This is a genomic window from Streptomyces sp. NPDC059718, assembly GCF_042733315.1.
GTDB lineage: Bacteria > Actinomycetota > Actinomycetes > Streptomycetales > Streptomycetaceae > Actinacidiphila.
On the sequence record NZ_JBHWGA010000003.1, the window covers coordinates 76922 to 99937 of the forward strand.

Here is a 23016-nt window from a genome sequence, read left to right on the forward strand (position 1 = left end):
GCCCGCGTTGTCCGGAGGGGGTCACCGTCGCAGAGTGGTCGTATGACGGATGGCGACCGCTATGCCGCGGCGGCGGTGCCGTTGCGGGCCCGGCTGGTGCGCCGGATCGCCGCGGCCGGTGGGCTGGCGGACCCGCGGTGGCGGGCCGCGTTCGAGGAGGTGCCGCGCCATCTGTTCGTCCCCGTCTACCACCGGCCCCGCTCCGGCGGAGGGTTCACCCTGCTGTCGGCGGACGACGCCGACCCGCGCGGCCGGTCCCGCTGGCTGTCCGGAGCCTACGCGGACGTACCGCTGATCACCCTGGTCCGGGGCGGGGAACTGGTCTCCTCCAGCAGCCAGCCCTCGCTGATGGCCGCCATGCTGGAGGCGCTGCGGGTCGAGGACGGGCAGCGGGTGCTGGAGATCGGCGCGGGGACCGGGTACAACGCCGCGCTGCTCGCGCACCGCCTCGGCACCGGGGCGGTGACCAGCGTGGACCTCGACGCGGAGATCACCGAGGCCGCCCGCGCGCACCTGGCCGCGGCGGGGCGCCGGGCGACGGTGGTCACCGGGGACGGGGCCCTGGGCTGCCCGGACCGCGCGCCGTACGACAGGATCGTCGCCACCTGCGAGCTGCCGTCGGTGCCGGAGGCGTGGCCCCGGCAGTGCCGGTCCGGCGGGCTGATCCTCGCGCCCTTCGCGGGTGGGCTGATCGCGCTGCGCGTGACGGGCCCGGACCGGGCCGAGGGGCGCTTCCTGCACACCCCCGCGTACTTCGTCTCGCTGCGGGGCGCCGGTGCGGCCCCGCGCCGGGCGGCCGTCGGCACCGACGGCACTTGTGGGCGCAGCCGTGCCAGCGACACCCCGCCGCGGGTCCTGGAGAACGAGCTGTTCCGCTTCCTGCTCGGCCTGTACGCCGGGGACGCCGAGGTCCACTGGACCCCGGGCGGCCCCACCGTCACCGCCGCCGACGGCTCCGCCGCGCACGCCGCCCGGGACGGCACCGTCCGGCTGACCGGGCCGCGGGACCTGTGGGCCGCGGTCGAGGAGGCGTACGCCCTGTGGCGCGGCCAGGGGCAGCCGCCCCGGGACCGCTTCGGCATGAGCGTGGCGGAGGGCCGCCAGTGGACCTGGCTGGACCGACCGGACGGGCCGCACCGCTGGGAGCTGCGGCCCGCGCCGGGAACGGCCGGGGTCAGTCGCGGACGATCGTGATCGTCGTCCAGGCGCCGACGTGGACGCGGTCGCCGTCCGTCAGCGGGACGGGCACGAAGGGGTCGATGGGGTCCTCGCCGCCGTTGACGGTGGTCCCGTTGGTGGAGCCCTGGTCCACCACCGACCAGCTGCCGTCGGGCTGCTCCACCAGCACGGCGTGCTGGTGGGAGACGCCCGGGTCCTCGGGCGCCCGGGACAGGTCGATGTCGGGGGCCATGCCCGTGCTGTGCCGGCGCCGGCCGACGGTGACCTGGGGGCCCGTCAGCGGCATCCGCTGCTCGGGGGAGTACGACGGGAAGTACAGGCCGCGTGCGTCGGGGCCGCTGCGGGCCATCATGTCGGTGAAGTAGTCCCGGTCGGCGGCGATCACGGCGGTCCAGGTGCGCGGGCCCGCCTGCGGGGGCCCGGGGTCCGGCGGGGTGAGCAGGAAGTCGCCCGAGCCCGAGGTCACCGACTGCGGGGCCAGCGGCTCCGCCGGGCGGTTGATCTGCGACGGGCGGGACCGCTGCGACTCGTAGCGCTGGTACGGCGGCCCGTCCGGCGGGTAGCCGGGGGAGGAGGGCGGCGCCTGCGGGACGAAGGTCGTCCCGGCCTGGGTGACGAAGTCGTAGCGGCACTCCTCGCAGAACTGGGCGTATCCCTCGCGCGGGGTGCCGCAGTTGGGGCAGGGCTCGGCGGCGGCGGTGGCGTCCGGGTCGTAGCCGAGCCCGCCCTGCCCGTACCCGGGGTCGTACGCCGGTTCGTAGGCGGGCTCGTAACCGGGCGTGTGGCCCGGGGAGTAGCCGCCGGAGTACGGGGGCGCCGGCGCCGGTGCCGCGTACGTGGGCGGCGGGGACGACGGGCCGGGGACGGAGGGGGACGGTGGCGCGGACATGCGCATTCCGCAGACCTCGCACCAGTCGTCCGTCGTGGACCGGTGACCGTTCGGACAAGTCGACATGTCGTGCTCTCCCCCTCTGCCCCGCCCTGTCCCGCTGCTCTATTTCTTCACGCGGACGGTCTTCGTCGAACGTGTCTCGAGGGTCATCTCGTCCGCGTCGGCCACCCGGGCCTTCAGCCGCACAGTACCCGTCGCCGCGTCCACCACGTCCACGACCTTGGCCAGCAGCTTGGCGGTGTCCTCGTTGCCGGAGTCGCTGGCGAGCTGCACCGCCCGGCCGAGCTTGGCGGTCGCGGAGTCGAGGTCGCCCTGCTTGCGGGCCTCCAGGCCCTGCTGGATGACCTGGGCCAGCTCCGCCTGCCCGGTGTAGTGGGCGACCTGCGGGTTGATCCGCGTCGAGGCCGCCATGTCGTCCGTCCACACCGCACGCACCAGCCCCTGGCCGAGCACGCGCGCGGTGCCGTCCGGCTGGGGCAGGACGAGGGAGATCCGGGCCGCCAGCATCTCCTGGCCGACACCGGCCGCCGGCACCACCACGTTGACGTGGTAGTCGCGCGACTCGTCGCCCCAGGAGCCCGTCGGGTAGTCGCCCGCGCGCGGACCGGCCTCGGTGCGGCGGGCGGTGAGGTCCTCCACGGTCGGCGCGACCTGCTTGACGTACCGGATCTCCGCGCCCTGCGGGGTCCACAGGCGCAGGGCCACGTCCGCGACCTCCTTGCCCATAGCGGTCTCCATCATCTGCCGGAAGTCCGCCTCCAGGCCGGACGGGTCCGCGACGATGTCCACCGTGCCGAGCAGCGCGGAGGCGATCCCGGTCAGCTCCTTGACCTCCCAGTCGGTGCCGACGCCACGCGCGTCGCAGGTGAAGCGGCCCGCGCAGGCGTCCAGCGCGGCGCGCAGCTCCTCCGGCTTCTCGTGCTCGTTGCGGCCGTCGGTGAGCAGGATGCCGTGCCGTATCGACACGTCGGACGTGGCCAGCAGCCGGTCGGCCAGCCGCAGCCAGGTGCCGATCGCGGTGCCGCCGCCCGAACTGAGGCGGCGCAGCGCCTCCTTGGCCTGGTGCCGGGTGGCCGGGTCGGCGACGGCCAGACCGCCGTTCGCCGGGTAGACCTCCTTGGCCTGGTGGGTGCCGGCGACCACGGCGAAGGCGACGCCGTCGCGGATGGTGTCGATGGCGGCGGCGGTCGCGTCGCGGGCGCTGCGCATCTTGGTCGGCGGGTAGTCCATGGAGCCCGAGCAGTCCACCATGATCACCACGGCCGCACCGGGCGCGGAGCCCGGCACGTCGCCGGGCGCGTGGGTGGCCAGCGGCAGCCCGCCGGTGGTGCCGCCGCCGGTCGAGGTCACGGTGACGATCGCGTTGACCTCGCGCCCGCCCTCCGGGAGGAACTCGTTCTGGTAGATGTCGACGGAGAACTGCGGCACGTTCGACTTGGAGAAGTTGGCCATCGGGTGCGCTCCTTGCGCTTGTTCAACCTTCGGAAGAGAGCATCAGGGAGAGGTCACGCGGCCGGGAACGGCAGCACGGCGACGGTGATGTTGTCGTGGCCGCCACCGTCGATGGCGACCCCGACCAGCGTGCGGGCGCACGACAGCGGCCGGGTGCGGGCGTCCTCGGGCACCACGGAGGCCAGCTCCGCGGCCGACTCCGCGTAGTTCCACAGTCCGTCGGTGCACACCACCACTACACCCGGTTCGTCCGGTTCGAAGGAAGCGGTGTGCGGGTCCAGTTCCACGGCGTCCGCGCCGAGCCAGCCGGTGATGGCGTGGGCCCGCTCGTCCGCGTACGCCTCGGCCTGGGTCATCAGGCCCATCGTCACCATGCGTTCGGCCCACGAGTCGTCCTCGGTCAGCCGGGAGGCGGGGGCGGAGCGGTCGTCGGGGATCCAGTAGGCACGGCTGTCCCCGATCCAGCCCACGGTGAAGGTCTTGCCGGAGGTGATCGCGCTGACGCAGGTGCACGCGGGCGCGTTGTGGTGGCGCCGGGCCTCCTCCTCGGGGGTCTCGGCCGCCAGGTCCGTCACCGCCTGGGCGGCGACGAGCAGCGCGTCGCGCATCGCCTCCTCGGGGTGGGCGCCGCGGGCGAGGGACCGTACGAGGGACGTGCTCGCGGTGCCCGCGGCCGTCTCCGAGGCGTCGTCGGGACGGTACGCGGAGGACACCCCGTCGCACACCACGGCGACGACGGCGGGCGTGCCGTCGGGCAGCGCGGTCGTCGCCAGCGCGAAGGCGTCCTCGTTGCGGTGGTGCCGCAGGCCCCGGTCGGTCACGGCGGCCACGCCGTCGCACTCCTGCTCCTGGTGGTCGCGGGGCCGGGGCTGTGCGTGCCCGCAGTGCTCGCAGTAGCCGTCCCCGTCGACGTCGCCCATGCCGCAGGCGACGCACCGCGGCGAGGCCGCGGACGTCCCGCCCGGGGACGGGTCCAGCCGCGGATCGGTGATCCGCGCCCGGGGCAGGTCGGCGGTGCCCAGGCCGAAGGGGAGGGTGTCGGTGTCCCTCCCCGGCGGGGCCAGCTCGTACGACTCCGGATCACCGCCCGGCGGTCCGGGGGCGGCGGCGGGGTCGGGCGGCGCCAGTTCGTACGCGTCCGGTTGCCGGGGCGCGGACAGGTCGGCGCCGCAGACGCCGCAGAACTTGTCGTCGGGTTCCAGAGGCTCGCTGCACTCCGGGCAAACGGTCTCGTGCGGCATGGCGGTTACACCCACGTCCGGGGGCGGAGGCGGTTGGCCCGCTCCACCAGATCGATCCTTGTGCGGCCCTGGTCGGCGAGCCGGGCCAGTACCCGGTACGAGTGTTCCAGGCCGAAGCGCAGCCCCCGTTCGTCCAGGTCCCGGCCCAGGAGCCCGGGCGTGGCGGATCCGGCGGACGGGACGCCGGCCGCGCCCTGCTGCCCGGCCAGCACCCAGTCCAGCGCGCTGCCCAGCACCTCGGTGGACAGCTGCTCGCGCAACCGCGTGTCAAGACCCAGTCGTTGCAGGTCCTCGACCTGCCGGGCCGCGGCACGCAGGTCGTCCAGGAGCGGCTCCTGCGGGGCGCGTCCGCGCAGCCGCGCGCGGACGGCCGCCACCCGCGCGGCCGTGTAGTGGATCGAGGACTCCGGGACCGACTCCAGGGCGGCCACCGCTCCCGCCCGGTCGCCCGCGGCGAGCCGGACGCGGGCCAGGCCGAAGGCCGCGCTCACGTAGCTCTGGTCGGTGGTCCACACCAGCCGGTAGTACTCGGCGGCGTTGTCCAGCTGGCCCAGCACCTCGGCGCAGACGCCGAGCGCCAGCTTCGGGGCGGGCTCGCCGGGGAACGCGTCGTAGACCGCGTCGAAGGACAGCGCGGCGGTGCCGTCGTCACGGGTGACGAGCGCGGCCAGACCGCGGTGCCACACCACGCGCCAGTCGTCGGGATGCTCCTCCTGCAGTCTCCGCAACTCCTCGGCGGCCGCGGGCGCGTCGTCGTTGTCGAGCCGGGCGCGCACGACGCGCAGCCTCAGCTCCGGGGAGCGCACCGGCGCCGCCTGCAGCGCGGCCACCAGCTCGGACGGCGCGGCGGCGGCGAGTCCGGCCAGGAAACCGGCGTTGGGGTCGGCGGGGTCGACGTGCGGCACGGGCAGCGAGAGCGCCGCGGCCCGTACGTCGAGGGAAGAGACGGCGGGCCCGGCCGCCAGGGCCGGCGGGGCGGTCCGCTGGGCGGGCACGGTAAACGGAGTGCCCGGCACGGTCGTGCCGTACCCGCCGGGGCCGGGCACCGGTGCCGGCGACGGGGGCAGGGCAGGAGCGGCGGCGGTCGCGGCGGGCAGGGCCGGCCCGGCGCCCCTGCGGTCGCCGTTCGCACCGTTCGCGCCGCGGTCGCCCAGGGTGGAGGCGTCCTCGGCGGCCGCCAGCAACTCGGTGTCGACCACCCGCAGTTCCGGGCCGAACAGGGTGGACAGCGCGGGCCGCGGCTTGCCGGTGCCGAGCGCCACGACCTCGCGCAGCACGCCCAGCAACTGATCGCTCATCTCCTCCGCCGAGGCGAAGCGCCGCCCCGGGTCGGGGTCGGTGGCACGGACCAGCAGCCGGTAGAAGGACTCGTAGCGGGAGAAGACCTCGATGCCGTCCGGGTCCGGCAGGCTGTCCGCGAACACGTTCGTGTAGCCCTGGAAGTCGAAGGTGAGCACGGCCAGCGTCCGCGCCACCGTGTACAGGTCCGAGGCGACGGACGGGCCGACCTCGGGCACCTCGGGCGCCTGGTAGCCGACCGTCCCGTAGATCGGGCTGTCCTGGTCGTCCATCCTGCGGACGGCGCCCATGTCGATCAGTTCCAGCCGGTCCTCGGTCTGGATGGCGTTGTCGACCTTGAAGTCGCAGTAGAGCAGGTTGCGGCTGTGCAGGTGGCCGAGGGCGTCCAGCGCCTCGATCGCGTAGGCGATGGCCTGGTCGACGGGGAGCGGCTCGCGTCTTCCGTCGGCGCTGCGGCGCTCGTTGGCGATCTCCTTGAGGGACTTGCCGCCGACGTACTCCATGACGATGTAGCCGTCGAGGGTGCCGCCCCGCGGGTCGAGGTGCTCGACGAAGTTGTAGATCCGCACGATGTTGGGGTGCTCGATCTCGGCGAGGAAGCGGCGTTCGGAGACCGCCGCGGCCAGCGCGTCCTCGTCGCCGGTGTCGAGCAGGCCCTTGAGCACCACCCAGCGGTCGCTGACCGCCCGGTCCACGGCCAGGTAGATCCAGCCCAGGCCGCCGTGCGCCAGGCAGCCCACGACCTCGTACTGGCCGTGCACCACGTCGCCCGCCCGCAGCTTGGGCGTGAACGAGTACGGGTGACCGCACTTGGTGCAGAAGCCCTCGGTGCGCCCGGCCCGGTCGCCGCGGCTGCGTCCGACCGGCGCCCCGCAGTCGCCCCTGCTGCAGAACCGCTTCCGCTCGGGGACCTGCGGGTCGTGCAGCACCGCGGCGGCCGGGTCCGGCCGGGGGATGGGCGGTACGGTCACCAGGCCGGCGCCCAGCTTGCCGCGGGTCGGCCCGCTGGAGCCGGAGCGCGAACTGCGCACGGAGACGGAGGCGGCACCGCTCGTGGTGCCGCTCAGCGAACGGGACAGCCGCCCCGAGACCGAACGGCGCGAGGAGCGGGACGAGCCCGAGGTCCGCGACGAGCGCGAGGAGGCTCCGGAACCCGGCCCGGTCCCCGTGGCCCGCGACGGCTGCGACGGCTTCGACGAGCCCCCGCCCCCGCCCGGGCCGGCGGCCGGCCCCGCCGCCGCGGCGAGCGGCGCCAGCCCGCACGTGTCGCAGAACAGCTCACCGCCGCCGACGTCCTCGATCGTCCCGTCGCAGCCCGGACGCTGGCAGTTCATCGTGCATCCCCCCTGTGGTCGGCAGGTCCCGCCTGCCCCGGCACCAGCAACTCGGCAACGGCCTGCTGATAGCGCAGCACCGCGTGCTCCGCGGCGCGCAGGTCGCACGGCGCGCTCCACAGCAGACGCCGCGCGTGGTCGTAGCGCTCCATCAGGAGCGGGTCCTCCGCCATTCCGTGACGCGCCACCTTCGCCCGGTACGCGTCGAGCCGGCCGCGGAGCTCGGCGCGGACGGCCAGCGGCGCGGTGACCGCGGTCAGCGACTCGCGGGCGCGCAGCAGTTCGTCGTCCGCGCGCTGTTCGAGGCCGTCCAGCAGCGGGGAGAGACGGTGCCACTGGCCGGTCCTGCGGAAGTCGACCGCGGCGGAGAGCTGATCGTGCAGCGCGACCGGCGCCCCGCTCACCGCGGGCACCTCCGAGGCCGCGATCTTGGCGAGCACCTCGACCCGGGCGCTGCGCGCCTCGGTGAGGGTGCGGTCGGCGCGCGACAGGACGTCCCGCAGCCGCATCAGCCGGTGGTCGGCGTCGTCGCGGACGTGCAGCACGGCCTCGACCTCACGCCGTATGTCCTCCAGGGTCCGCCCGGCCCGGTCGTAGCGCCCGGTGTCGGGCCGGCCGCCGGACCAGAAGGCGAGCGGGTCGCAGACCACCTCGGCGCGCAGCGCCGCCAGCGCGTCCAGCATCCCCGCAAGGTCGTCGCCCGAGGGGTGGGTGCCGGGGCGCACCCCGACGGACTCGGCGAGCGATCGGACCCGCTGCGCCTCCGCGATCAGCAGGTCGATGCGCGCGGGCAGCGCCGACCACACCGCGTCGGCGGCGGACACCACGTCCATCACCTGCGCGTACCACTCGTTCATCCGCGCCAGCAGCTGCTCCAGGCTGACCCGTTCGCTCAGCCGTGCCGGACCCGTCAGGCCCCGTGCCGCCTCCGGCACGGCGCCGCCGGAGACGGTGACGCCGGAGCCGCGCAGCAGCTCGGTCAGTTCCCGCAGTTCGCTCTGGGTGGGCCAGCGGCGGCGGCCGCGCAGGGCCCGGGCGGTGATGAGGGCCTCCGTGTACGTGTCGAAGTGCGCCCACAGCAGGGCGACGGCCTGCTCGGCCGCGGCCCAGCGCTCCTTGGTGGCACCGCTCAGCGCCGCGCCCTCCAGCAGCCTGCGGCCGGAGTGGTCCTGCAGCGCGAGCAGGGACGCCTCGATCGCGTCCCGCTCGTCACCGAGCCGTGCCAGGGCACGGTCGGCGTCCTCACGGCTCATCGCCGGTCCGGATGGTCCCGCGACCGCCATCGCACCTTCCTTCTCTCCCGCCGGTCCCCGTACTTCGCGTCAGTCCTTGTAGAGCGGTTCCGGCGGCCCCTCGATGCCGGGAAGGTCCGCCTCCAGCCAGGTACGGTACGCCTGCATCCAGGGACTGTCCGGGCCACCGCTGCGGTAGTCCTCCAGCACCCTGTTGACCCGGCGCACCAGGTCGGTGTCCTTCTCGTTCATCGCCACGCCGTAGTACTCGGTGGTGACCGGGGTGCCCACCAGCCGCACCGCCGGGTCCTGGGCGGCCTGGCCGGCGGCCAGCGCGTTGTCGGTGAAGACGGCGTCCGCCTCGCCGAGTTGCAGCATCACCAGGCAGTCCAGCTGGTTCGCCACGAGCAGGATGCGGGGCTGCAGCCGCTCCTGCTCCTTCTCCAGCTCGGCCTGCCCGGTGCTCCCCTGGGCGACGCAGATCCGTTTCCCCTTCACGGAGGAGTCGAACCCCTTGATCCTGGAACCCTGACGGGGGACCAGCAGTTGCTGCCCCGCCTCGAAGTAGGCGGTGGAGAAGGCGATGTGCTTCTCCTTGATCCGTTCGCAGGTGATGCTCACGGTGCGCACCAGCAGGTCCACGTCACGGTTGTTGACGGCGTCGAAGCGCTTGGCGGTCGGCACGGTCTTGTAGAGGATGGCGTCCTCGCTGCCGAGGATGTCCTTGGCGATGGCCTTGGCCAGGTCGATGTCGAAGCCGACGATCTTCCGGGAGACCGGGTCGCGGTAGCTCCAGCGGTAGCCGTTCTGGTCGACCCCGATGACCAGTTTGCCGCGCTTCTTGATCCGTTCGATCGCCGGTCCGCTCGCTGAGGACGACCGCAGACTCGCCTCCGGGTGGCCGCCGCAGTCGTCGTCGGCCGTGGCCTTCCCGGGCGCGGCGGCCGGCGTCCCGGTGGCCGCCGCCCGTGCCTCCGGCCGGTCCCGGTCCCCGTCTTCGCCGTACTGCGGCGGCAGCACGGCGCCGGCGGCCGCGGCCGCGCACAACGCGGCCGCCGAGACCACGGCCGCCCAGCCCCGCACGCGCCACCCACGCTCCTGGCGTCCCATCAGCCGCCTCCCCCCGCTCACCGGTACTCCGACAGCCGGCGCCCGATGCCGAGCACCGCGCCCGCGGCGCCGAGCACCGCCAGCAGCGCGGCACCCGAAACCAGGCCGTCCAGCGCGCCGCGCCCGTCGGCGGCGGCCCGTTCGAACTCCTGCTGCTCGTGGTCGACGGCGCGGGCGAGGTCGGTGTCGACCTGGTCGAAGCAGAAGCCGGTGAACTGCTCGGGCCGTTGCCCGTTCTCGTACGTGCCGCCGATCGTCTGGGCCACGGCGTCCAGGTAGTTGCCCGCGTCGTCCTTCTCGCGGGCCTCGCCGTGCAGTCCCCACCAGGCCTTCGCGGCCTCCATCGCGGACGTGATGCTCTTGCGGCCCTGGTCGTCGTCGGCGAGGTCGAGCGCCCGCGCCAGCAGGCCCGTCCGCCCGTCGGCGTCCGTGCCCGCCAGGCCCTGCAGTTGCTTGTCGTACGCCGTGCTGTAGGCGTCCCCGCCGCCGCGGGCCACGAGTGTCAGGTTCTCGTTGCCACGGGCCTGCAGGGTCTGGATCCGGGCCTCGTTGAGGACCTGCAGCGACCGCGCGCCGTGCGCGTAGGAGTCGTCCAGCCGGGCACGGGCGACGCCGTGCCCGGCGACCAGCCACAGCAGCACCACGGCGGTGGCCACCGTGCCGGCCAGCATGCCCGGGTTGAACACCCGGTGGGTCCGCCGGTACGAGCGCCGCTGCGCCCACACCAGCGCGCCCAGCGCGACGAGGCCGAGGCCCCAGGCGGCCAGCGGCAGGGCCTTGGCGTCCTGGTAGTCCTCGCCCAGCCGTGCGGTCTCGATCGTCCACAGCTGCTTGGCGTCCGGGAGGATCTCCTCGCTCATCATCTTGTTGGCGCGTCGCAGGTACGCCCCGCCGACCGGGAAGCCCTGGCGGTTGTTGGCGCGGGCCCGTTCGACCAGGCCGGTGTAGACCGACAGCCGCTGGTTCAGCCGCTCCAGGCGGGCCTGCGCCTGGGCGGAGTCCTCGGAACTGGCCGCCGCGTCGGCGATGTTCCGTGAGGCGATCTCGATGTCCCGGGTGTACCGCTCGCGGTCCTGCGCGGGATCGTCGCCGCCGGCGAGGAAGCCGCCGGCGGCGGTGGCGTCCGCGTCGGCGAGCGAGCGGTAGATGTCCGCGGCCCGGGCGCTCAGCGGCTCGCTGTGGTGGATCACGTCGTCGGCCGCGGCGGCCCGCTCGGTGATCTGCCACGCCGTCACCGCGCCGAAGGCGACGACGAGCAGGGCCAGCAGCGCTCCGATGATCCGCAGCCGTCCCGGTTCCGTGGTGGCCGCGGCGCGCCACACGCGTAGTTGCTCCACCCACGCGCGTGGTCGCCTGCCGCCGGGTGCGGGCGTGTCCGCCCGCACGGTCGGCGACTCCGTTTCCAACGGCGTCCGTGTCACCTGCCGGCCCTCCCCCCGACCCGTTCGCCCGCGCGTACGCGCGACGAGCCCATGACCAGCAGTATGGCCGTCGTCACCGGCATCCACCCAGGGATTGCGTGGATCTTGCCGTCCGTACAGCCCGTCTGCCGCCCGTCGGGTCCCCCCGCGCGCCGCCCCCTCGCAGCTCACCACGCACGGGGGAGTGCGTTCGGTTCCCCCGGCGTGCGCGCCGGTTACGACACGGAGCCCACCGATGCGTAGTGCGCCCGCAGCCGGGCGTGCGCCTCCGCCGTCGCGCCGGTGCGGTCCAGGCCCAGCAGGGCGGCGCCCAGCACCGGCGGGGAGGTCACCACCTTGGGAACGGCCTTGGGCGCCGCGGCGGCCAGCAGGGAGGTCACGGAGTCCATCAGCAAGGGGTGGCGGGCGGCCAGCACACCGCCGCCGAGGACGACGTCGGCCTCCTCGTCGAGCAGGTCGAGCCGGCGCAGCGCGACCGTGGCCATCACCACGATCTCCTCCGCCTGCCGCTCCACGATGGCCCGGGCGACCGGGTCGCCGGCCTGCGCGGTCGCGAAGAGGACGGGGGTCAGCTCGTGCTTGCGGGAGATCGCGAGGTGGCCCAGGTGCAGGGCCTCGATCAGGGCGTACATCGAGGTCAGCCCGAAGTGCCCGGGGAGCGCGGCGGCGAGCGCGGTGGCGCCGCCGCGGCCGTCCTCCGCGCGCGCCGCCCACCACAGGGCCTCGTCGGCCAGGCCCGCCCCGCCGCCCCAGTCGCCGGACAGGTGTCCGATGGCCGGGAAGCGGGCCGTGCGCCCGTCCGGGAGCATGCCCGCGCAGTTGATGCCGGCGCCGCACACCACGGCGACCCCGCGCGGCCCGTCGACGCCCGCGCGCAGGAGGGCGAAGGTGTCGTTGGCCACCCGGGTCGTCCCGCCCCAGCCCCGTGCGTGGACGGCGAGTTCGAGCTGCTGCTCCTCCACGGGGAGGTCGGCGTTGGCCAGGCACGCGGAGACGTGCCGCACCAGCGGCTCGCCGGACCGCGGGGCGAGGCCGGCGGCGTCGACGGCCCGCTCGACGATGCGCGCGATCACCTCGACCGCCGTCTCGGTGCCGACGATCTGCGGCTGGAACCCGCCGCCGCGGGCGGTGCCCAGCACCGTCCCGTCGGCGGCGACGAGGGCGACGTCGGTCTTGCTGTTGCCCGCGTCGACGGCGAGCACCCCGTCGACGACGAGAGGGTTCAGGCCCACGCGAGGTGCTCCCGGTTGTGCGCGATCAGACGGTCGGTCAGGGCCTCGGCGTACTCGTACTGGCCGACGAGGGGGTGCGAGAGCAGGGCCTTGAAGACCCGGTCGCGTCCGCCGTGCACGGCGGCGGTCAGCGCCAGGTCCTCGTAGGCGGTGACGTTCGCGACCAGACCGGCGAACAGCGGGTCCAGGGGCGGGACGGGCAGCGGGTGCGTCCCGTTCGCGTCCACGGTGGCCGGGACCTCGATGACGGCGTCGTCGGGGAGGAACGGGAGGGTGCCGTTGTTGAGGGTGTTGACGACCTGGACGTCGCCGGTGTCCCGCAGGAGGGAGGAGGCGAGGGCCACGGCGGCCTCGGAGTAGTAGGCCCCGCCGCGCCGGGAGAGCAGCTCCGGCTTCTCGTCGAGGGTCTCGTCCCCGTACATCCCCAGCAGCTCCGCCTCGATGGCGGCCACCTCGGCGGCCCGGGACGGCTTGGTCCGCATCTCCCGCACGACCTCGTCGTGGGCGTAGTAGTAGCGCAGGTAGTACGAGGGCACCACGCCCAGCCGGTCCAGCACCGGGCGGGGCAGGTGGAGGTCGGCGGCGATGGTGTCGGCGTGCCCGGCGAGCAGCTTCGGCAGGACGTCCTCGCCGGCGGGGCCGCCGAGCCGGACGCCGCGTTCCCAGGTGAGGTGGTTGAGGCCCACGTGGTCCAGGTGGACGTCCTCGGGCGCCACGCCGAGCAGCCCGGCGAACTTCCGCTGGAAGCCGATGGCGACGTTGCACAGCCCGACGGCCTTGTGACCGGCCTGCAGCAGGGCGCGGGTGACGATGCCGACCGGGTTGGTGAAGTCGATGATCCAGGCACCGGGAGCGGCCCGGCGGACCCGCTCGGCGATGTCCAGCACCACCGGCACCGTGCGCAGCGCCTTGGCCAGCCCGCCCGCGCCGGTGGTCTCCTGACCGACGCAGCCGCACTCCAGCGGCCACGCCTCGTCCTGGGCCCGGGCGGCCTGGCCGCCCACGCGCAGTTGCAGCAGCACGGCGTCGGCCCCGGCCACGCCCGCGTCCAGGTCCGAGGTGGTGGTCACGGTGCCGGGGTGGCCCTGCCTGGCGAAGATCCGCCGGGCGAGCCCGCCGACCAGCCGCAGCCGGTCCTCGGCGGGGTCGACCAGGACCAGCTCCTCGACCGGCAGGGTCTCCCGCAACCGGGCGAAACCGTCGATGAGTTCCGGGGTGTACGTGGACCCGCCGCCCACGACCGCCAGCTTCATCCTTTGACTCCCGTCAACGTCACGCCTTCGATGAAGGCCTTTTGCGCGAAGAAGAAGACGACGATCACGGGTGCCATGACCAGCACCGTGGCGGCCATCGTCAGGTTCCAGTCGGTGTGGTGGGCGCCCTTGAAGGACTCCAGGCCGTAGCTCAGGGTCCAGGCGGCCGGGTTCTCGCTCGCGTAGATCTGCGGGCCGAAGTAGTCGTTCCAGCAGTAGAAGAACTGGAACAGCGCCACCGCGGCGATGGCCGGCTTCGCCATCGGGAGCACGACGCGCAGCATCGTGCGCAGTTCGCCGCAGCCGTCGACCTTCGCCGCGTCCGTGTACTCCTTGGGGATGGTGAGCAGGAACTGCCGGAGCAGGAAGATGGTGAACGCGTCGCCGAAGGCCATCGGGATGATCAGCGGCCACAGCGTGCCCGACAGGTGCAGCTGCTTCGCCCAGAACAGGTACATGGGCACGATGACGACCTGCGGGGGCAGCATCATGGTGGAGATCACGAGCATCATCGACAGATTCCGCCCGCGGAAGCGGAACTTGGCCAGCGCGTAGGCGACCGGCGTGCTGGAGACGACGGTCAGCACGGTCCCGAGGCCCGCGTACAGCAGGGTGTTGCGCCACCAGGTGAGGAAACCCGGGGTGTCCCAGACGGTGCCGAAGTTGCCCCACTCCCAGGTCCTGGGCCACAGGTCGCGGGTGAGGGCCTGGTTGTCGCTCATCACCGCGGTGAGGAAGACGAAGACGAACGGCAGGACGAAGAAGAGCGCGGCGGCGATGCCGAGGGCGTGCACCGCGATCCAGTGCAGCGCCGCCTTGCGGGCCGCGGTGCGCCGCGCACCGGAGGGGAGTCCGGTGGCGGACGCCGGGGCGGAGGGGGCGAGGGTCGCGTGGGTCGTCATGGGTGTCAGTCCTCCGCCGTCAGGAAGCCGCTGCGGCGGCGCATCAGGAGCGCGGTGAAGGCCATGGAGAGCGCGAAGAGCACGAGGGCGATCACACAGGCCGAGCCGGTGTCGAAGCGCTGGAAGCCGAGGTTGTAGACCAGTTGCGGCAGGGTCAGCGTGGACTTCTCCGGGTAGCCGGGTTCGAACTGCTGGCCGGAGCCGCCGATGATGCCGCTGGCGACCTTCCCGGCGACCAGGGGCTGTGTGTAGTACTGCATCGTCTGGATCACCCCGGTCACGACGGCGAACATCACGATGGGCGAGATGTTCGGCAGCGTGACGTAGCGGAACCGCGACCAGGGGCCGGCGCCGTCCAGCTCGGCGGCCTCGTACTGCTCCTTGGGCACGTCGAGAAGCGCCGCCATGAAGATGACCATGAGGTCGCCGATGCCCCACAGGGCCAGCAGCGTGAGGGCGGGCTTGGACCAGGAGGGGTCGTTGAACCAGCCGGGCGTCGGCAGCCCGACGCTGCCCAGCAGGTGGTTGACCGGCCCGGTGCCGGGGTTGAGCAGGAAGGCGAAGGCCATGGTCGCGGCCACCGGCGGGGCCAGGTAGGGCAGGTAGAAGGCGGTGCGGAACAGCCCCGCGCCCGTCTTGATCTTCGTGATCAGCAGCCCGATCCCGAGCCCGAACACGACCCGCAGGCTGACCATGACCACGACCAGCCACAGGGTGTTGCGCAACGCCGGCCAGAAGAACGGGTAGTCGTTGAAGACGTACGACCAGTTCTTGAGGCCGTTCCAGGTGGGGGCGGTGAAGCCGTCGTACTTCATGAAGGAGAAGTAGACGGTCGAGACCAGCGGGTAGGCGAAGAAGACGCTGAAGCCGATCAACCAGGGCGAGAGGAAGGCGAGGGTGCGAAGCGCCTCTCGGCGGCGCTTCGCCCTCAGCATCGGGTGGACGGTGCTCATCAGCGGGCCTGCGCGATGTCCTTGTCGACCTGCTCGTCGACGCCCTTGAGGCCGGCGGCCAGGTCGGTCTGCTTGCCCGCCTCGTAGGCGTAGCCGAAGTCCTGCAGCGTCAGCTGGTAGGTGCCGCCGTTGACGCTGGCGGGGGTGGTGGTGCTGTTGGGGTTCTGCGCGATCTCCACGAAGGTGCGGAAGAGGGGATCGGCGTCCAGCTCCGGGGACTTCAGCGCGGCCAGCGTGGAGGGCACGTTGTGGATGACGTTGGCGAAGCTCACCACCGCGTGGGTGTCGGTGGTCATGTACTTCACCAGCTCCCAGGCGGCGTTCTTCTTGGCGCTGGTGTTGGCGACGCCGATGATCGTGCCCGACAGGTAGCCCTTGCCGTAGGTGTCGGCCTGGTCGTCCGGCACGGGGAAGGGGGCGACGCCGATCTCGAACTTTGTGCCCGCCTCCCCGGCCATGCCGGCCCGCCACTCGCCGTCGATGGCCATGGCCACCTGGCCGGTGTGGAAGGGGTTCTTGGCGCCCCACTCGTCACCGAAGCCCGACCGGTACTTCTCCAGCTTCTTGAAGCCGCCGAGCGCCTTCACCATGTCCTGCTGCCAGGTGAACATGGCCGCGAAGCCCGGGTCCTTGGCGACGCCGGACTTGCCGTCGGCGTCGAAGTACTTCGCGCCCCACTGCGCGGCCAGGTGCGTGGTGGTGGACTCGTAGCCGTGGAAGTTCGGCATGAATCCGAGCTGGGAGTACGAGTCGCCCTTGCTCTTGGTGAGCTTGACCGCGTCGGCCTTGAACTCCGAGAGGGTCTTCGGCGGGGAGGTGATCCCGGCGGCCTTGAAGGCGTCCTTGTTGTAGTACAGGCCGTAGGCGTCGCCGAGCAGCGGCAGCGTGCAGCGCTTCCCCTCGAACTGGGTGTACTCCAGCATCGGCTTGGGGAAGGTGGCGGCCGGGTCGATGCCGGACTTCTTCAGGAACGGGTCCAGGTCGGCGAAGGCGTTGGACGAGCAGAACTTGCCGACGTTGTCGGTGGTGAAGGAGGAGACGACGTCCGGGGCGTTGGGGCCGCCGGCCCGCAGCGCCTGGTTGATCTTGTCGTCGGTGATGTTGCCCTGGACCTTGACGTGGATGTTGGGGTGGGCCTTCTCGAACGCCTTGACGTTGGCGTCGATCGCCGTCACCTCGCTCGGCGCGGACCAGCCGTGCCAGAAGGTGATGGTCACGTCCTTGCTGGGGTCGTCGCCTGCGGTGTTGTTGCCGGAGCCCGTGCACGCGCTCGTCAGCAGGGTTATCGCGGCGGCGGCTGCGACGGCGGCCGCGGCCGTCTTGGTGGAACCGGACACTTCGCTTCCTCCGGGGGACTTCGGGCGGTTCGAGGGTGTGCGAGACCGGCGGAGGGACCCGCGGGGGTCCGTCCGCTGCGTGTGCGGGTGGGTGGGTGGGACGGGTGGGCTGGTGCGTTCAGCGCGAGGTGTCGAACACCTCGTCGCGGGTGGTGGCGAGGGCGCTCTGCAGCGCCCCGGACAGGACGGGGTCGTTCGGTACGCCGCCGAGCACCAGCCGGGGCCGGGGCACGGCCAGTTCGGCCAGTTCGGACTGGACCAGGGAGCGCAGCGGCTCCCCGCCCGCGGCGATCACCCCGCCGGCCAGGACGATCAGTTCGGGGTCAAGGACGGTCACCAGCGAGGCCAGCCCGATGGCGAGCCCGGTGGCGAAGCGCCGCAGCAGCTCGGTGTGCGCGTCGTCACCGGTCCCCGCCGCCGCGGCGAGCAGCGCCGAGGCGCCCTCGGCCTGGGTGCCCCGCGGCACGGCGAGTCCCAGTTCCCGCGCGATGCGCAGGACCGCGTTGCAGCCGGCCAGTTCCTGGAAGCCGCCGGCGTTGGCCTTGGCGACGTGCCGGACCAGGGGGGTCCCCGGCACCGGCATGAAGCCGACCTCGCCGGCGCCGCCGGTCCAGCCGCGGTGCAGCCGGCCGCCGATCACGATGGCCGCGCCGATGCCCTCCTCGTTCCACAGCAGGACGAAGTCGTCGTGGTCCCGCGCCGCGCCGAGCCGCTGCTCGGCGACGGCGGCGAGGTTCACGTCGTTGTCGTACTCCAGGGGGACGGGCAGGGCGGCGGCCAGCTCGTCCAGGAGGGTGGGGGAGTGCCAGCCGGGGAGGTGGCTGGCGTAGCGCAGCCGGCCGGTGCTGGGGTCGAAGGCGCCGGGGGTGCCGACGACGATCCGGTGCAGGTCGGTGCGGTGCAGCCCGGCCGCCTTCACCGCGCCGTCGACGGCCTGGACGACCTGCTCGACGGCGCCGTTCTGGCCGCGCCGGCCGCGGCCCGGGGCGGCGAGCTCGAACACGCCGGCCACCCGGCCGGTGATGTCGGCGACGGCGGCACGGATGCGCTCGGTCGTCACGTCGAGGCCGGCGACGTGCGCGGCCGCGGGGTTGACCGCGTACAGCTGGGCGTTGGGCCCCGGGCGCCCGGCCGTCGTACCGGTGGCGAGGACCAGCCCGGCCGCTTCGAGACGGGCGAGCAACTGGGAGGCGGTGGGCTTCGACAGGCCGGTGAGCTTGCCGATCCGGGTACGGGAGAGCGGGCCGTGTTCGATGAGCAGGTCGAGCGCGGCGCGGTCGTTCATCGCCCGCAGTACGCGCGGTGTGCCGGGGGTGCCAGGTGTGCCCGGGCTTCCGGGGGTACCGGCCACGGTCTCGTCCTCCCTCGTCGTGACGGCTCGCGCCGCAGGCTACGGCACGGGGCTGATGGGCTGGGTGGGGTCAGGGGGGCTGGTGTGCCCGGTGTTGGTAGTTAGGAAACTTTCCTGTTGGTGAAAGGCAAGGTAGGCGCCCGTGGCCGGAGCGTCAAGGGCCGTTCGCGAGGTCGGCGCCAAAGCGTTACCGGCCGCGCCGCGGCACGGAAAAGGGGCGCCGGGCGGTGCCCGGCGCCCCTGGTGGGCGGTGTCGCTACTTGACGGTGCTCGGCTGGGACGACGCCGGCGCCTGGGCCAGCGGCTGGGCCGCCAGGGCCTGCGGGGAGGCGGGGTTGGCCAGCGCGGACGGCGGGGCGACGGCGGACGAGGGGTCGGCCGGCTCGGCTTCCTCCACCGCCTGCGGGGTTCCGCCGACGATCGCGATCCCGGCCGCGTCGAAGGCCCGCTTGATCCTCCAGCGCAGCTCCCGGGCGACCGCCGCCGACTTGCCCGGCATCGTCTTGACCTGCGTCTGGATCAGCACCGAGTCCGAGGTCACCGACTCCAGGCCCAGCACCTCGACCGGCTCCCAGAGCACCTCGTCCCACGGCTGGTCCTTGGCCATGGCGGCGGCGGCCTCCTCGATCACCGTGCGGGCCCGGTCCAGGTCCTCCCCGTAGCCGACCTGGACGTCCACCACGGCCGTCGCCCAGCCCTGGCTGAGGTTGCCGATCCGCTTGACCTCGCCGTTGCGGACGTACCAGATCTCGCCGTTGTCGCCGCGCAGCTTGGTCACCCGCAGTCCGACCTCGACCACGGTGCCGCTGGCGACGCCCGCGTCGATCACGTCGCCGACGCCGTACTGGTCCTCCAGGATCATGAAGACGCCCGAGAGGAAGTCGGTCACCAGGTTCCGCGCGCCGAAGCCGATCGCCACACCGGCCACACCCGCGCTGGCCAGCAGCGGAGCCAGGTTGATCTTCAGCACGGACAGCACCGTCAGTGCCGCCGTCCCCATGATCACGAACGAGGCCACGCTGCGCAGCACCGAGCCGATCGCCTCACTGCGCTGCCGCCGCCGCTCGGCGTTGACCAGCAGCCCGCCCAGCGCGCTCGTCGCCGCGACCTCGGCGCCGCGGTTCATGCGCTCGATGAACTTGGTGATCATGCGGCGGACGACGGACCGCAGCACCAGCGCGATCACCGTGATCAGCAGGATGCGCAGCCCGGCGGAGAGCCAGTCCGCCCAGTTCTGGCTGATGTAGTCGGCGGCGTCGGTCGCGCTCTTCTGGGCGTCGTCGATCGTCGTGACGGTGGACGGCGAGGGGGACACGGGCGGAAACCTCCGGGTTGGGCAGGTTCCCACACTAACGGGGGAGGCGAAGTGTCCCGTTGTGTTGTTCGAGCGCGACGTGCGGTGATTCAGGGCATGTAAAAGGGGTGTGGTTGAAAACACCCTCGCTCCGTTACCCGGTCATGGTGGCGCCGTGACCGGGCTTCCGGAGAGACTGTGGGCAGATCGTCCCGGCGCGAGCCACGCGCCGCCGGCGTAAAAGGAGGCACCCGTGCCGCATGTCCTGGTCCTCAACGCGTCGTACGAGCCGCTCGGCGTCGTACCGCTCCGCCGCGCGCTCATCCTCGTGCTGAACAAGAAGGCCGTGTGCCTCGAGGAATCCGGCGCCTATATGCACAGCGCGACCTGCACTGTCCCCGCTCCGAGTGTCGTCAAGCTCACCAAATTCGTCCGAGTCCCCTTTCGCGGCCCCGTGCCCCTGACCCGGCGGGCGCTGTTCGCGCGGGACGGCGGCCGGTGCGCGTACTGCGGAGGCGTCGCAACCAGCGTCGACCACGTGATCCCGCGCAGCCGCGGAGGCCAGCACACGTGGGACAACGTGGTCGCGGCATGCCGCCGGTGCAACCACCTCAAGGCCGACCGCCATGTCGCCGAGCTCGGCTGGCGGATGCGCAACCAGCCCGCCCCGCCGTCCGGTCTCGCCTGGCGGATCATCGGGACGGGGCATAGGGACCCGCGCTGGCTGCCATACCTGCAGCCATTCGGCGCGGAGGACGCCATGGCCCGGATCGACGGCATATCCGCCTGAGACCGGGCCTTCGTGTTGTCCTGAACCGTCCCGGACCGGGCTCAGGGCCCCGGACCGCACCCCCGTGCCGGTCCGGGGCCCCGTAGCGCGCCCGTCGGCCCCTACTCGTGGCGCAGCTGCGCCGGGTGCACGGTGCGGCGCAGCAGCGGCAGGCAGGCGGCGGTCGCCAGCAGGGCGGCGGCCAGCAGGCCGCCCGTGAGCAGCGCCGGCTCCAGCAGCGGCAGAGCGCGCCGCTCGTCGTGGAGCACGACGGGGACGACGAGCGCCAGGCCGCAGCCGGCGCCGAGCAGCAGCGCCGGGACGAGGGGCAGCGCCGTCTCCAGCAGCGTGGCGCGCCACAGCACCTTCCGGGGAGTTCCCGCCGCGGCCAGGGCGGCCAGGGTCCGGCGGCGGGTCATGAGCGACTCCACGACGCCCACCGCGACGCCGCTCACGGTGACCGCACTGCCGATCAGGATGGCGAGCCCCGCCAGGTTCCAGCCGCCGATGTAGAAGGCCAGGTCGTCGGCGCTGTAGCCCGGTTCCGCGCGCAGTCCGTCCACCGTCACCCGGCGCATGGCCGCCCAGCCCGCCCCCACCAGCGCCGCGAGCATCAGCACCGAGTGGGCCCGGGCCGCTGCCCAGGGGTCGTTCCGCAGCCGTTCCCCGGCGATCAGCAGCACCGGACGGCCCGACCGGGCGGCGAGCCGTCCGGTGAGCAGTGCCAGCCCCGCGCTGCTGTGGAGGAGCCCGTAGACGTACAGGACCAGGAACGCCGGCACCACCACCACGGCCGGTGCGCGGTCCAGCGCCACCCGCGTCCCCGCCAGCATCAGCGCGGTCCCCGCGAGCAGCGCCACCGGGCCCAGCAGCCAGCGGATCGCCCCGCCGCGCGGCGGCCGTCGCTTCGCGACCACGCCCAGCGGGTCGTGCGCCGACCGGCGGAGGGCGAACCGTGCCTCCAGGGTGGCCAGCACCGGCACCGCCAGGACGACCAGGGCGGCGGGAAGCCACGGCACCGGCACGTCGGTGGGCCAGGTCGGCGTCCTGCGGTCGTCCTGCACCGCCGCGAGCACGGCCCGCAGCGCGAGGAAGCCCACCAGCCCGGCCACCGCCCCCAGGCCGCCGGCGGCGCCCGCCTCCAGTGCGGCGATTCGCCGGACCTGCCGCGGGGTGGCCCCGGACAGGCGGAGCGCGGCCAGCCGGTGCTCGCGCCGCAGCGCGCCGATCCGGGTGCACTGGCCGAGGAAGGCGAGCACCGGGACCAGGAGCAGCAGGAGCACGGCGATGACCCCCGGCCGCAGCCCGGCGAGGTTGAGCAGGTCGTTGGTGTACCGGGGCGTCCCGTCCGCGTACCGGGTGCCGATCACGGCCACGACGGCTGCCGCCAGGGCGAAGCCCGTGCCGAGGGCCGCGCCGAGCGCGGTGAGCGCCAGGCGCCACCACTCGCTGCGCGGGGAGCCCCGCAGCAGTGCCCAGGCCAGCAGGGCGTCCCCCCGCAGCCCCCTCACCGGGTCACCTCTGCGGCGGGCTCGTCCTCTGACTCGACGACGCCGTCCCGCACCGTCGCCTCGCGGTCCGCGTACGCCGCGACCTGGGCGTCGTGCGTGATCAGGAGCACGGCGGTACCGGACTCGCGGGCGGCGTGGACCAGGGCGGTCATGACCTGCTCACCGGCGAGGGAGTCCAGGGCCCCGGTCGGCTCGTCCGCGAAGACCGCCTTCGGGCCGGTGACCATCGCACGGGCCAGGGCGACGCGCTGTGCCTGCCCGCCGGACATCTCGCCCGGGCGCAGGGCGGCCTGACCGCGCACCCCGAAGCGCTCCAGCCAGGTGCCCGCACGGTCGTGGGCGGCGGAGCGGGAGGTCCCGGCCAGCAGCAGGGGCAGGGCCACGTTGTCCAGGGCGGTCAGCTCGCCGACCAGCTGGCCGAACTGGAAGACGACGCCGAAGTCGGTGCGCCGCAGCGTGGAGCGGCGGGTCTCCGCGGCCTGGTCGAGCCGTTCCGCGCCGGCCTCGCCGCCCGTGTAGCGGACCTCGCCCTCGTCCGGCCGGACGATGCCCGACATGCAGTGCAGCAGCGTGGACTTCCCGCTGCCGCTCGGGCCGGTGACGGCCAGGACCTCCCCGGGCAGCAGGCGCAGCGAGGCGCCGCGCAGGGCGTCGGTGGTGCCGTACCGCTTGACGAGGCCGCGGGCCTCGATCAGGGGTGTGGTCATGCTGAGGTGACCTCCTCGGCCAGGGCGCCGAGGCGCTGCGCGGCGTTGTCGATCCAGCGCAGGTCGGCGTCGAGATGGGTGAGGGCGTAGTCGGCGGAGAGCACGGCCGACAGCGGGGCGCCGGGTGCGGTCTTCACCGCGGTGAGCTCGCGCATCCGGGCGAGGTGGGCGGCGCGCTGCAGGCGCAGGAACGCGGCCGGGTCGCCGTAGCCGGAGGCCATGATCGCCGTGACCTTGGCGAAGATCTCGTTGGCCGCGCTGACGGGCGCGGGCGGTACGGGCTCGCCGAGCCAGGTCCGCAGTGCCAGCGAGCCCTGTTCGGTGAGCCGGTAGGTGGTGCGCTCCGGGCCGCCGTCGCTCTCGGTGGCGTCGACTTCGGCGAGGCCGTCGCGCATCAGGCGCTGCAGGCTCGTGTAGACCTGGCCGTAGGCGAGGGGGCGGGCCTGGGGGAAGCGTTCGTCGTGCCGCCGCTTCAGGTCGTAGCCGTGGCCGGGACCGGCGGCGAGCAGTCCCAGCAGGACGTTGCCGGTGCTCATGCGACGCCCTC

General features: G+C 73.6%; 19 protein-coding genes. 2 read left to right on the forward strand and 17 right to left on the reverse strand.

Translation table 11 applies throughout. The annotated features are described in order from the left end of the window. Positions 1-42 precede the first annotated feature (42 nt). Positions 43-1194, forward strand: coding sequence for a methyltransferase domain-containing protein (locus tag ACFV3E_RS05160; RefSeq protein ID WP_500533445.1), 1152 nt, complete (start codon positions 43-45; stop codon positions 1192-1194). Here ACFV3E_RS05160 and ACFV3E_RS05165 read toward each other — a convergent pair. The 14 genes from ACFV3E_RS05165 to ACFV3E_RS05230 all read right to left on the reverse strand — a co-directional run bounded on the left by ACFV3E_RS05165 (position 1175) and on the right by ACFV3E_RS05230 (position 19503). Then, the gene (locus ACFV3E_RS05165; RefSeq protein ID WP_500533694.1) at positions 1175-2074 is read right to left on the reverse strand and encodes an FHA domain-containing protein; all 900 of its coding nucleotides are present in this window, start codon (positions 2072-2074) and stop codon (positions 1175-1177) included. The two genes, ACFV3E_RS05160 and ACFV3E_RS05165, sit on opposite strands and share 20 nt — an antisense overlap. 99 nt (positions 2075-2173) lie before the next feature. Beyond that, positions 2174-3523, reverse strand: coding sequence for a vWA domain-containing protein (locus ACFV3E_RS05170; protein ID WP_500533446.1), 1350 nt, complete (start codon positions 3521-3523; stop codon positions 2174-2176). A gap of 53 nt (positions 3524-3576) precedes the next feature. Continuing rightward, positions 3577-4764 carry a protein phosphatase 2C domain-containing protein gene (locus ACFV3E_RS05175; RefSeq protein ID WP_500533447.1) on the reverse strand — a complete coding sequence of 396 codons (1188 nt, stop codon included), beginning with the start codon at positions 4762-4764 and terminating at the stop codon, positions 3577-3579. A gap of 5 nt (positions 4765-4769) precedes the next feature. Further along, entirely contained in the window at positions 4770-7397 is a 2628-nt protein-coding gene (locus ACFV3E_RS05180; protein ID WP_500533448.1) for a serine/threonine-protein kinase, read from the reverse strand. Next, on the reverse strand, positions 7394-8680 hold the full coding sequence (locus tag ACFV3E_RS05185) for a hypothetical protein (protein ID WP_500533449.1): 1287 nt from the start codon (positions 8678-8680) through the stop codon (positions 7394-7396). The genes ACFV3E_RS05180 and ACFV3E_RS05185 overlap by 4 nt, the downstream gene beginning before the upstream one ends. A gap of 39 nt (positions 8681-8719) precedes the next feature. Further along, a complete protein-coding gene (locus ACFV3E_RS05190; RefSeq protein ID WP_500533450.1) occupies positions 8720-9739 on the reverse strand; it encodes a glutamate ABC transporter substrate-binding protein in 1020 nt (339 codons plus the stop codon). A 17-nt stretch (positions 9740-9756) separates the two neighbouring features. Next, entirely contained in the window at positions 9757-11124 is a 1368-nt protein-coding gene (locus tag ACFV3E_RS05195; protein ID WP_500533451.1) for a GlnX family signal transduction membrane protein, read from the reverse strand. A gap of 251 nt (positions 11125-11375) precedes the next feature. Further along, complete coding sequence (locus tag ACFV3E_RS05200; protein ID WP_500533452.1) at positions 11376-12392, reverse strand: N-acetylglucosamine kinase; 1017 nt, start codon at positions 12390-12392, stop codon at positions 11376-11378. After that, positions 12383-13645: a 6-phospho-beta-glucosidase gene (locus tag ACFV3E_RS05205; protein ID WP_500533453.1), complete on the reverse strand. Its 1263-nt coding sequence runs from the start codon at positions 13643-13645 to the stop codon at positions 12383-12385. The genes ACFV3E_RS05200 and ACFV3E_RS05205 overlap by 10 nt, the downstream gene beginning before the upstream one ends. Further along, positions 13642-14547 carry a carbohydrate ABC transporter permease gene (locus tag ACFV3E_RS05210; protein WP_500533454.1) on the reverse strand — a complete coding sequence of 302 codons (906 nt, stop codon included), beginning with the start codon at positions 14545-14547 and terminating at the stop codon, positions 13642-13644. Before ACFV3E_RS05210 ends, ACFV3E_RS05205 begins: the two co-directional genes overlap by 4 nt. A 5-nt stretch (positions 14548-14552) precedes the next feature. Beyond that, positions 14553-15500 (reverse strand): carbohydrate ABC transporter permease, encoded by a 948-nt coding sequence (locus ACFV3E_RS05215; RefSeq protein WP_500533455.1) that lies wholly within the window; start codon positions 15498-15500, stop codon positions 14553-14555. Further along, positions 15500-16837, reverse strand: coding sequence for an ABC transporter substrate-binding protein (locus ACFV3E_RS05220; RefSeq protein ID WP_500533456.1), 1338 nt, complete (start codon positions 16835-16837; stop codon positions 15500-15502). Before ACFV3E_RS05220 ends, ACFV3E_RS05215 begins: the two co-directional genes overlap by 1 nt. 118 nt (positions 16838-16955) lie before the next feature. Further along, a complete protein-coding gene (locus ACFV3E_RS05225; protein WP_500533457.1) occupies positions 16956-18122 on the reverse strand; it encodes an ROK family transcriptional regulator in 1167 nt (388 codons plus the stop codon). Positions 18123-18444: 322 nt separating this feature from the next. Continuing rightward, positions 18445-19503 carry a mechanosensitive ion channel family protein gene (locus ACFV3E_RS05230; RefSeq protein ID WP_500533458.1) on the reverse strand — a complete coding sequence of 353 codons (1059 nt, stop codon included), beginning with the start codon at positions 19501-19503 and terminating at the stop codon, positions 18445-18447. A gap of 232 nt (positions 19504-19735) precedes the next feature. Here ACFV3E_RS05230 and ACFV3E_RS05235 point away from each other — a divergent pair, with 232 nt between their 5' ends. Further along, positions 19736-20272, forward strand: coding sequence for an HNH endonuclease (locus ACFV3E_RS05235; protein WP_499511921.1), 537 nt, complete (start codon positions 19736-19738; stop codon positions 20270-20272). Between the two features lie 101 nt (positions 20273-20373). Here ACFV3E_RS05235 and ACFV3E_RS05240 read toward each other — a convergent pair whose 3' ends face one another. From ACFV3E_RS05240 to ACFV3E_RS05250, 3 genes are read right to left on the reverse strand one after another with little or no spacing between them, the layout of a single operon-like run. After that, a complete protein-coding gene (locus tag ACFV3E_RS05240) occupies positions 20374-21762 on the reverse strand; it encodes an FtsX-like permease family protein (RefSeq protein ID WP_500533459.1) in 1389 nt (462 codons plus the stop codon). Continuing rightward, on the reverse strand, positions 21759-22469 hold the full coding sequence (locus tag ACFV3E_RS05245) for an ABC transporter ATP-binding protein (protein WP_500533461.1): 711 nt from the start codon (positions 22467-22469) through the stop codon (positions 21759-21761). The genes ACFV3E_RS05240 and ACFV3E_RS05245 overlap by 4 nt, the downstream gene beginning before the upstream one ends. Next, entirely contained in the window at positions 22466-23005 is a 540-nt protein-coding gene (locus ACFV3E_RS05250) for a PadR family transcriptional regulator (RefSeq protein WP_500369511.1), read from the reverse strand. Before ACFV3E_RS05250 ends, ACFV3E_RS05245 begins: the two co-directional genes overlap by 4 nt. Positions 23006-23016 lie beyond the last annotated feature (11 nt).

Bases quoted from the DNA above. Each gene is read 5' to 3' on its own strand.
- ACFV3E_RS05245 (WP_500533461.1), bottom strand. From the start codon at position 22,469: ATGACCACACCCCTGATCGAGGCCCGCGGCCTCGTCAAGCGGTACGGC.
- ACFV3E_RS05215 (WP_500533455.1), bottom strand. From the start codon at position 15,500: ATGAGCACCGTCCACCCGATGCTGAGGGCGAAGCGCCGCCGAGAGGCG.
- ACFV3E_RS05175 (WP_500533447.1), bottom strand. From the start codon at position 4,764: ATGCCGCACGAGACCGTTTGCCCGGAGTGCAGCGAGCCTCTGGAACCC.
- ACFV3E_RS05225 (WP_500533457.1), bottom strand. From the start codon at position 18,122: ATGAACGACCGCGCCGCGCTCGACCTGCTCATCGAACACGGCCCGCTC.
- ACFV3E_RS05180 (WP_500533448.1), bottom strand. From the start codon at position 7,397: ATGAACTGCCAGCGTCCGGGCTGCGACGGGACGATCGAGGACGTCGGC.
- ACFV3E_RS05250 (WP_500369511.1), bottom strand. From the start codon at position 23,005: ATGAGCACCGGCAACGTCCTGCTGGGACTGCTCGCCGCCGGTCCCGGC.
- ACFV3E_RS05205 (WP_500533453.1), bottom strand. From the start codon at position 13,645: ATGAAGCTGGCGGTCGTGGGCGGCGGGTCCACGTACACCCCGGAACTC.
- ACFV3E_RS05170 (WP_500533446.1), bottom strand. From the start codon at position 3,523: ATGGCCAACTTCTCCAAGTCGAACGTGCCGCAGTTCTCCGTCGACATC.
- ACFV3E_RS05165 (WP_500533694.1), bottom strand. From the start codon at position 2,074: ATGCGCATGTCCGCGCCACCGTCCCCCTCCGTCCCCGGCCCGTCGTCC.
- ACFV3E_RS05185 (WP_500533449.1), bottom strand. From the start codon at position 8,680: ATGGCGGTCGCGGGACCATCCGGACCGGCGATGAGCCGTGAGGACGCC.
- ACFV3E_RS05190 (WP_500533450.1), bottom strand. From the start codon at position 9,739: ATGGGACGCCAGGAGCGTGGGTGGCGCGTGCGGGGCTGGGCGGCCGTG.
- ACFV3E_RS05210 (WP_500533454.1), bottom strand. From the start codon at position 14,547: ATGACGACCCACGCGACCCTCGCCCCCTCCGCCCCGGCGTCCGCCACC.
- ACFV3E_RS05160 (WP_500533445.1), top strand. From the start codon at position 43: ATGACGGATGGCGACCGCTATGCCGCGGCGGCGGTGCCGTTGCGGGCC.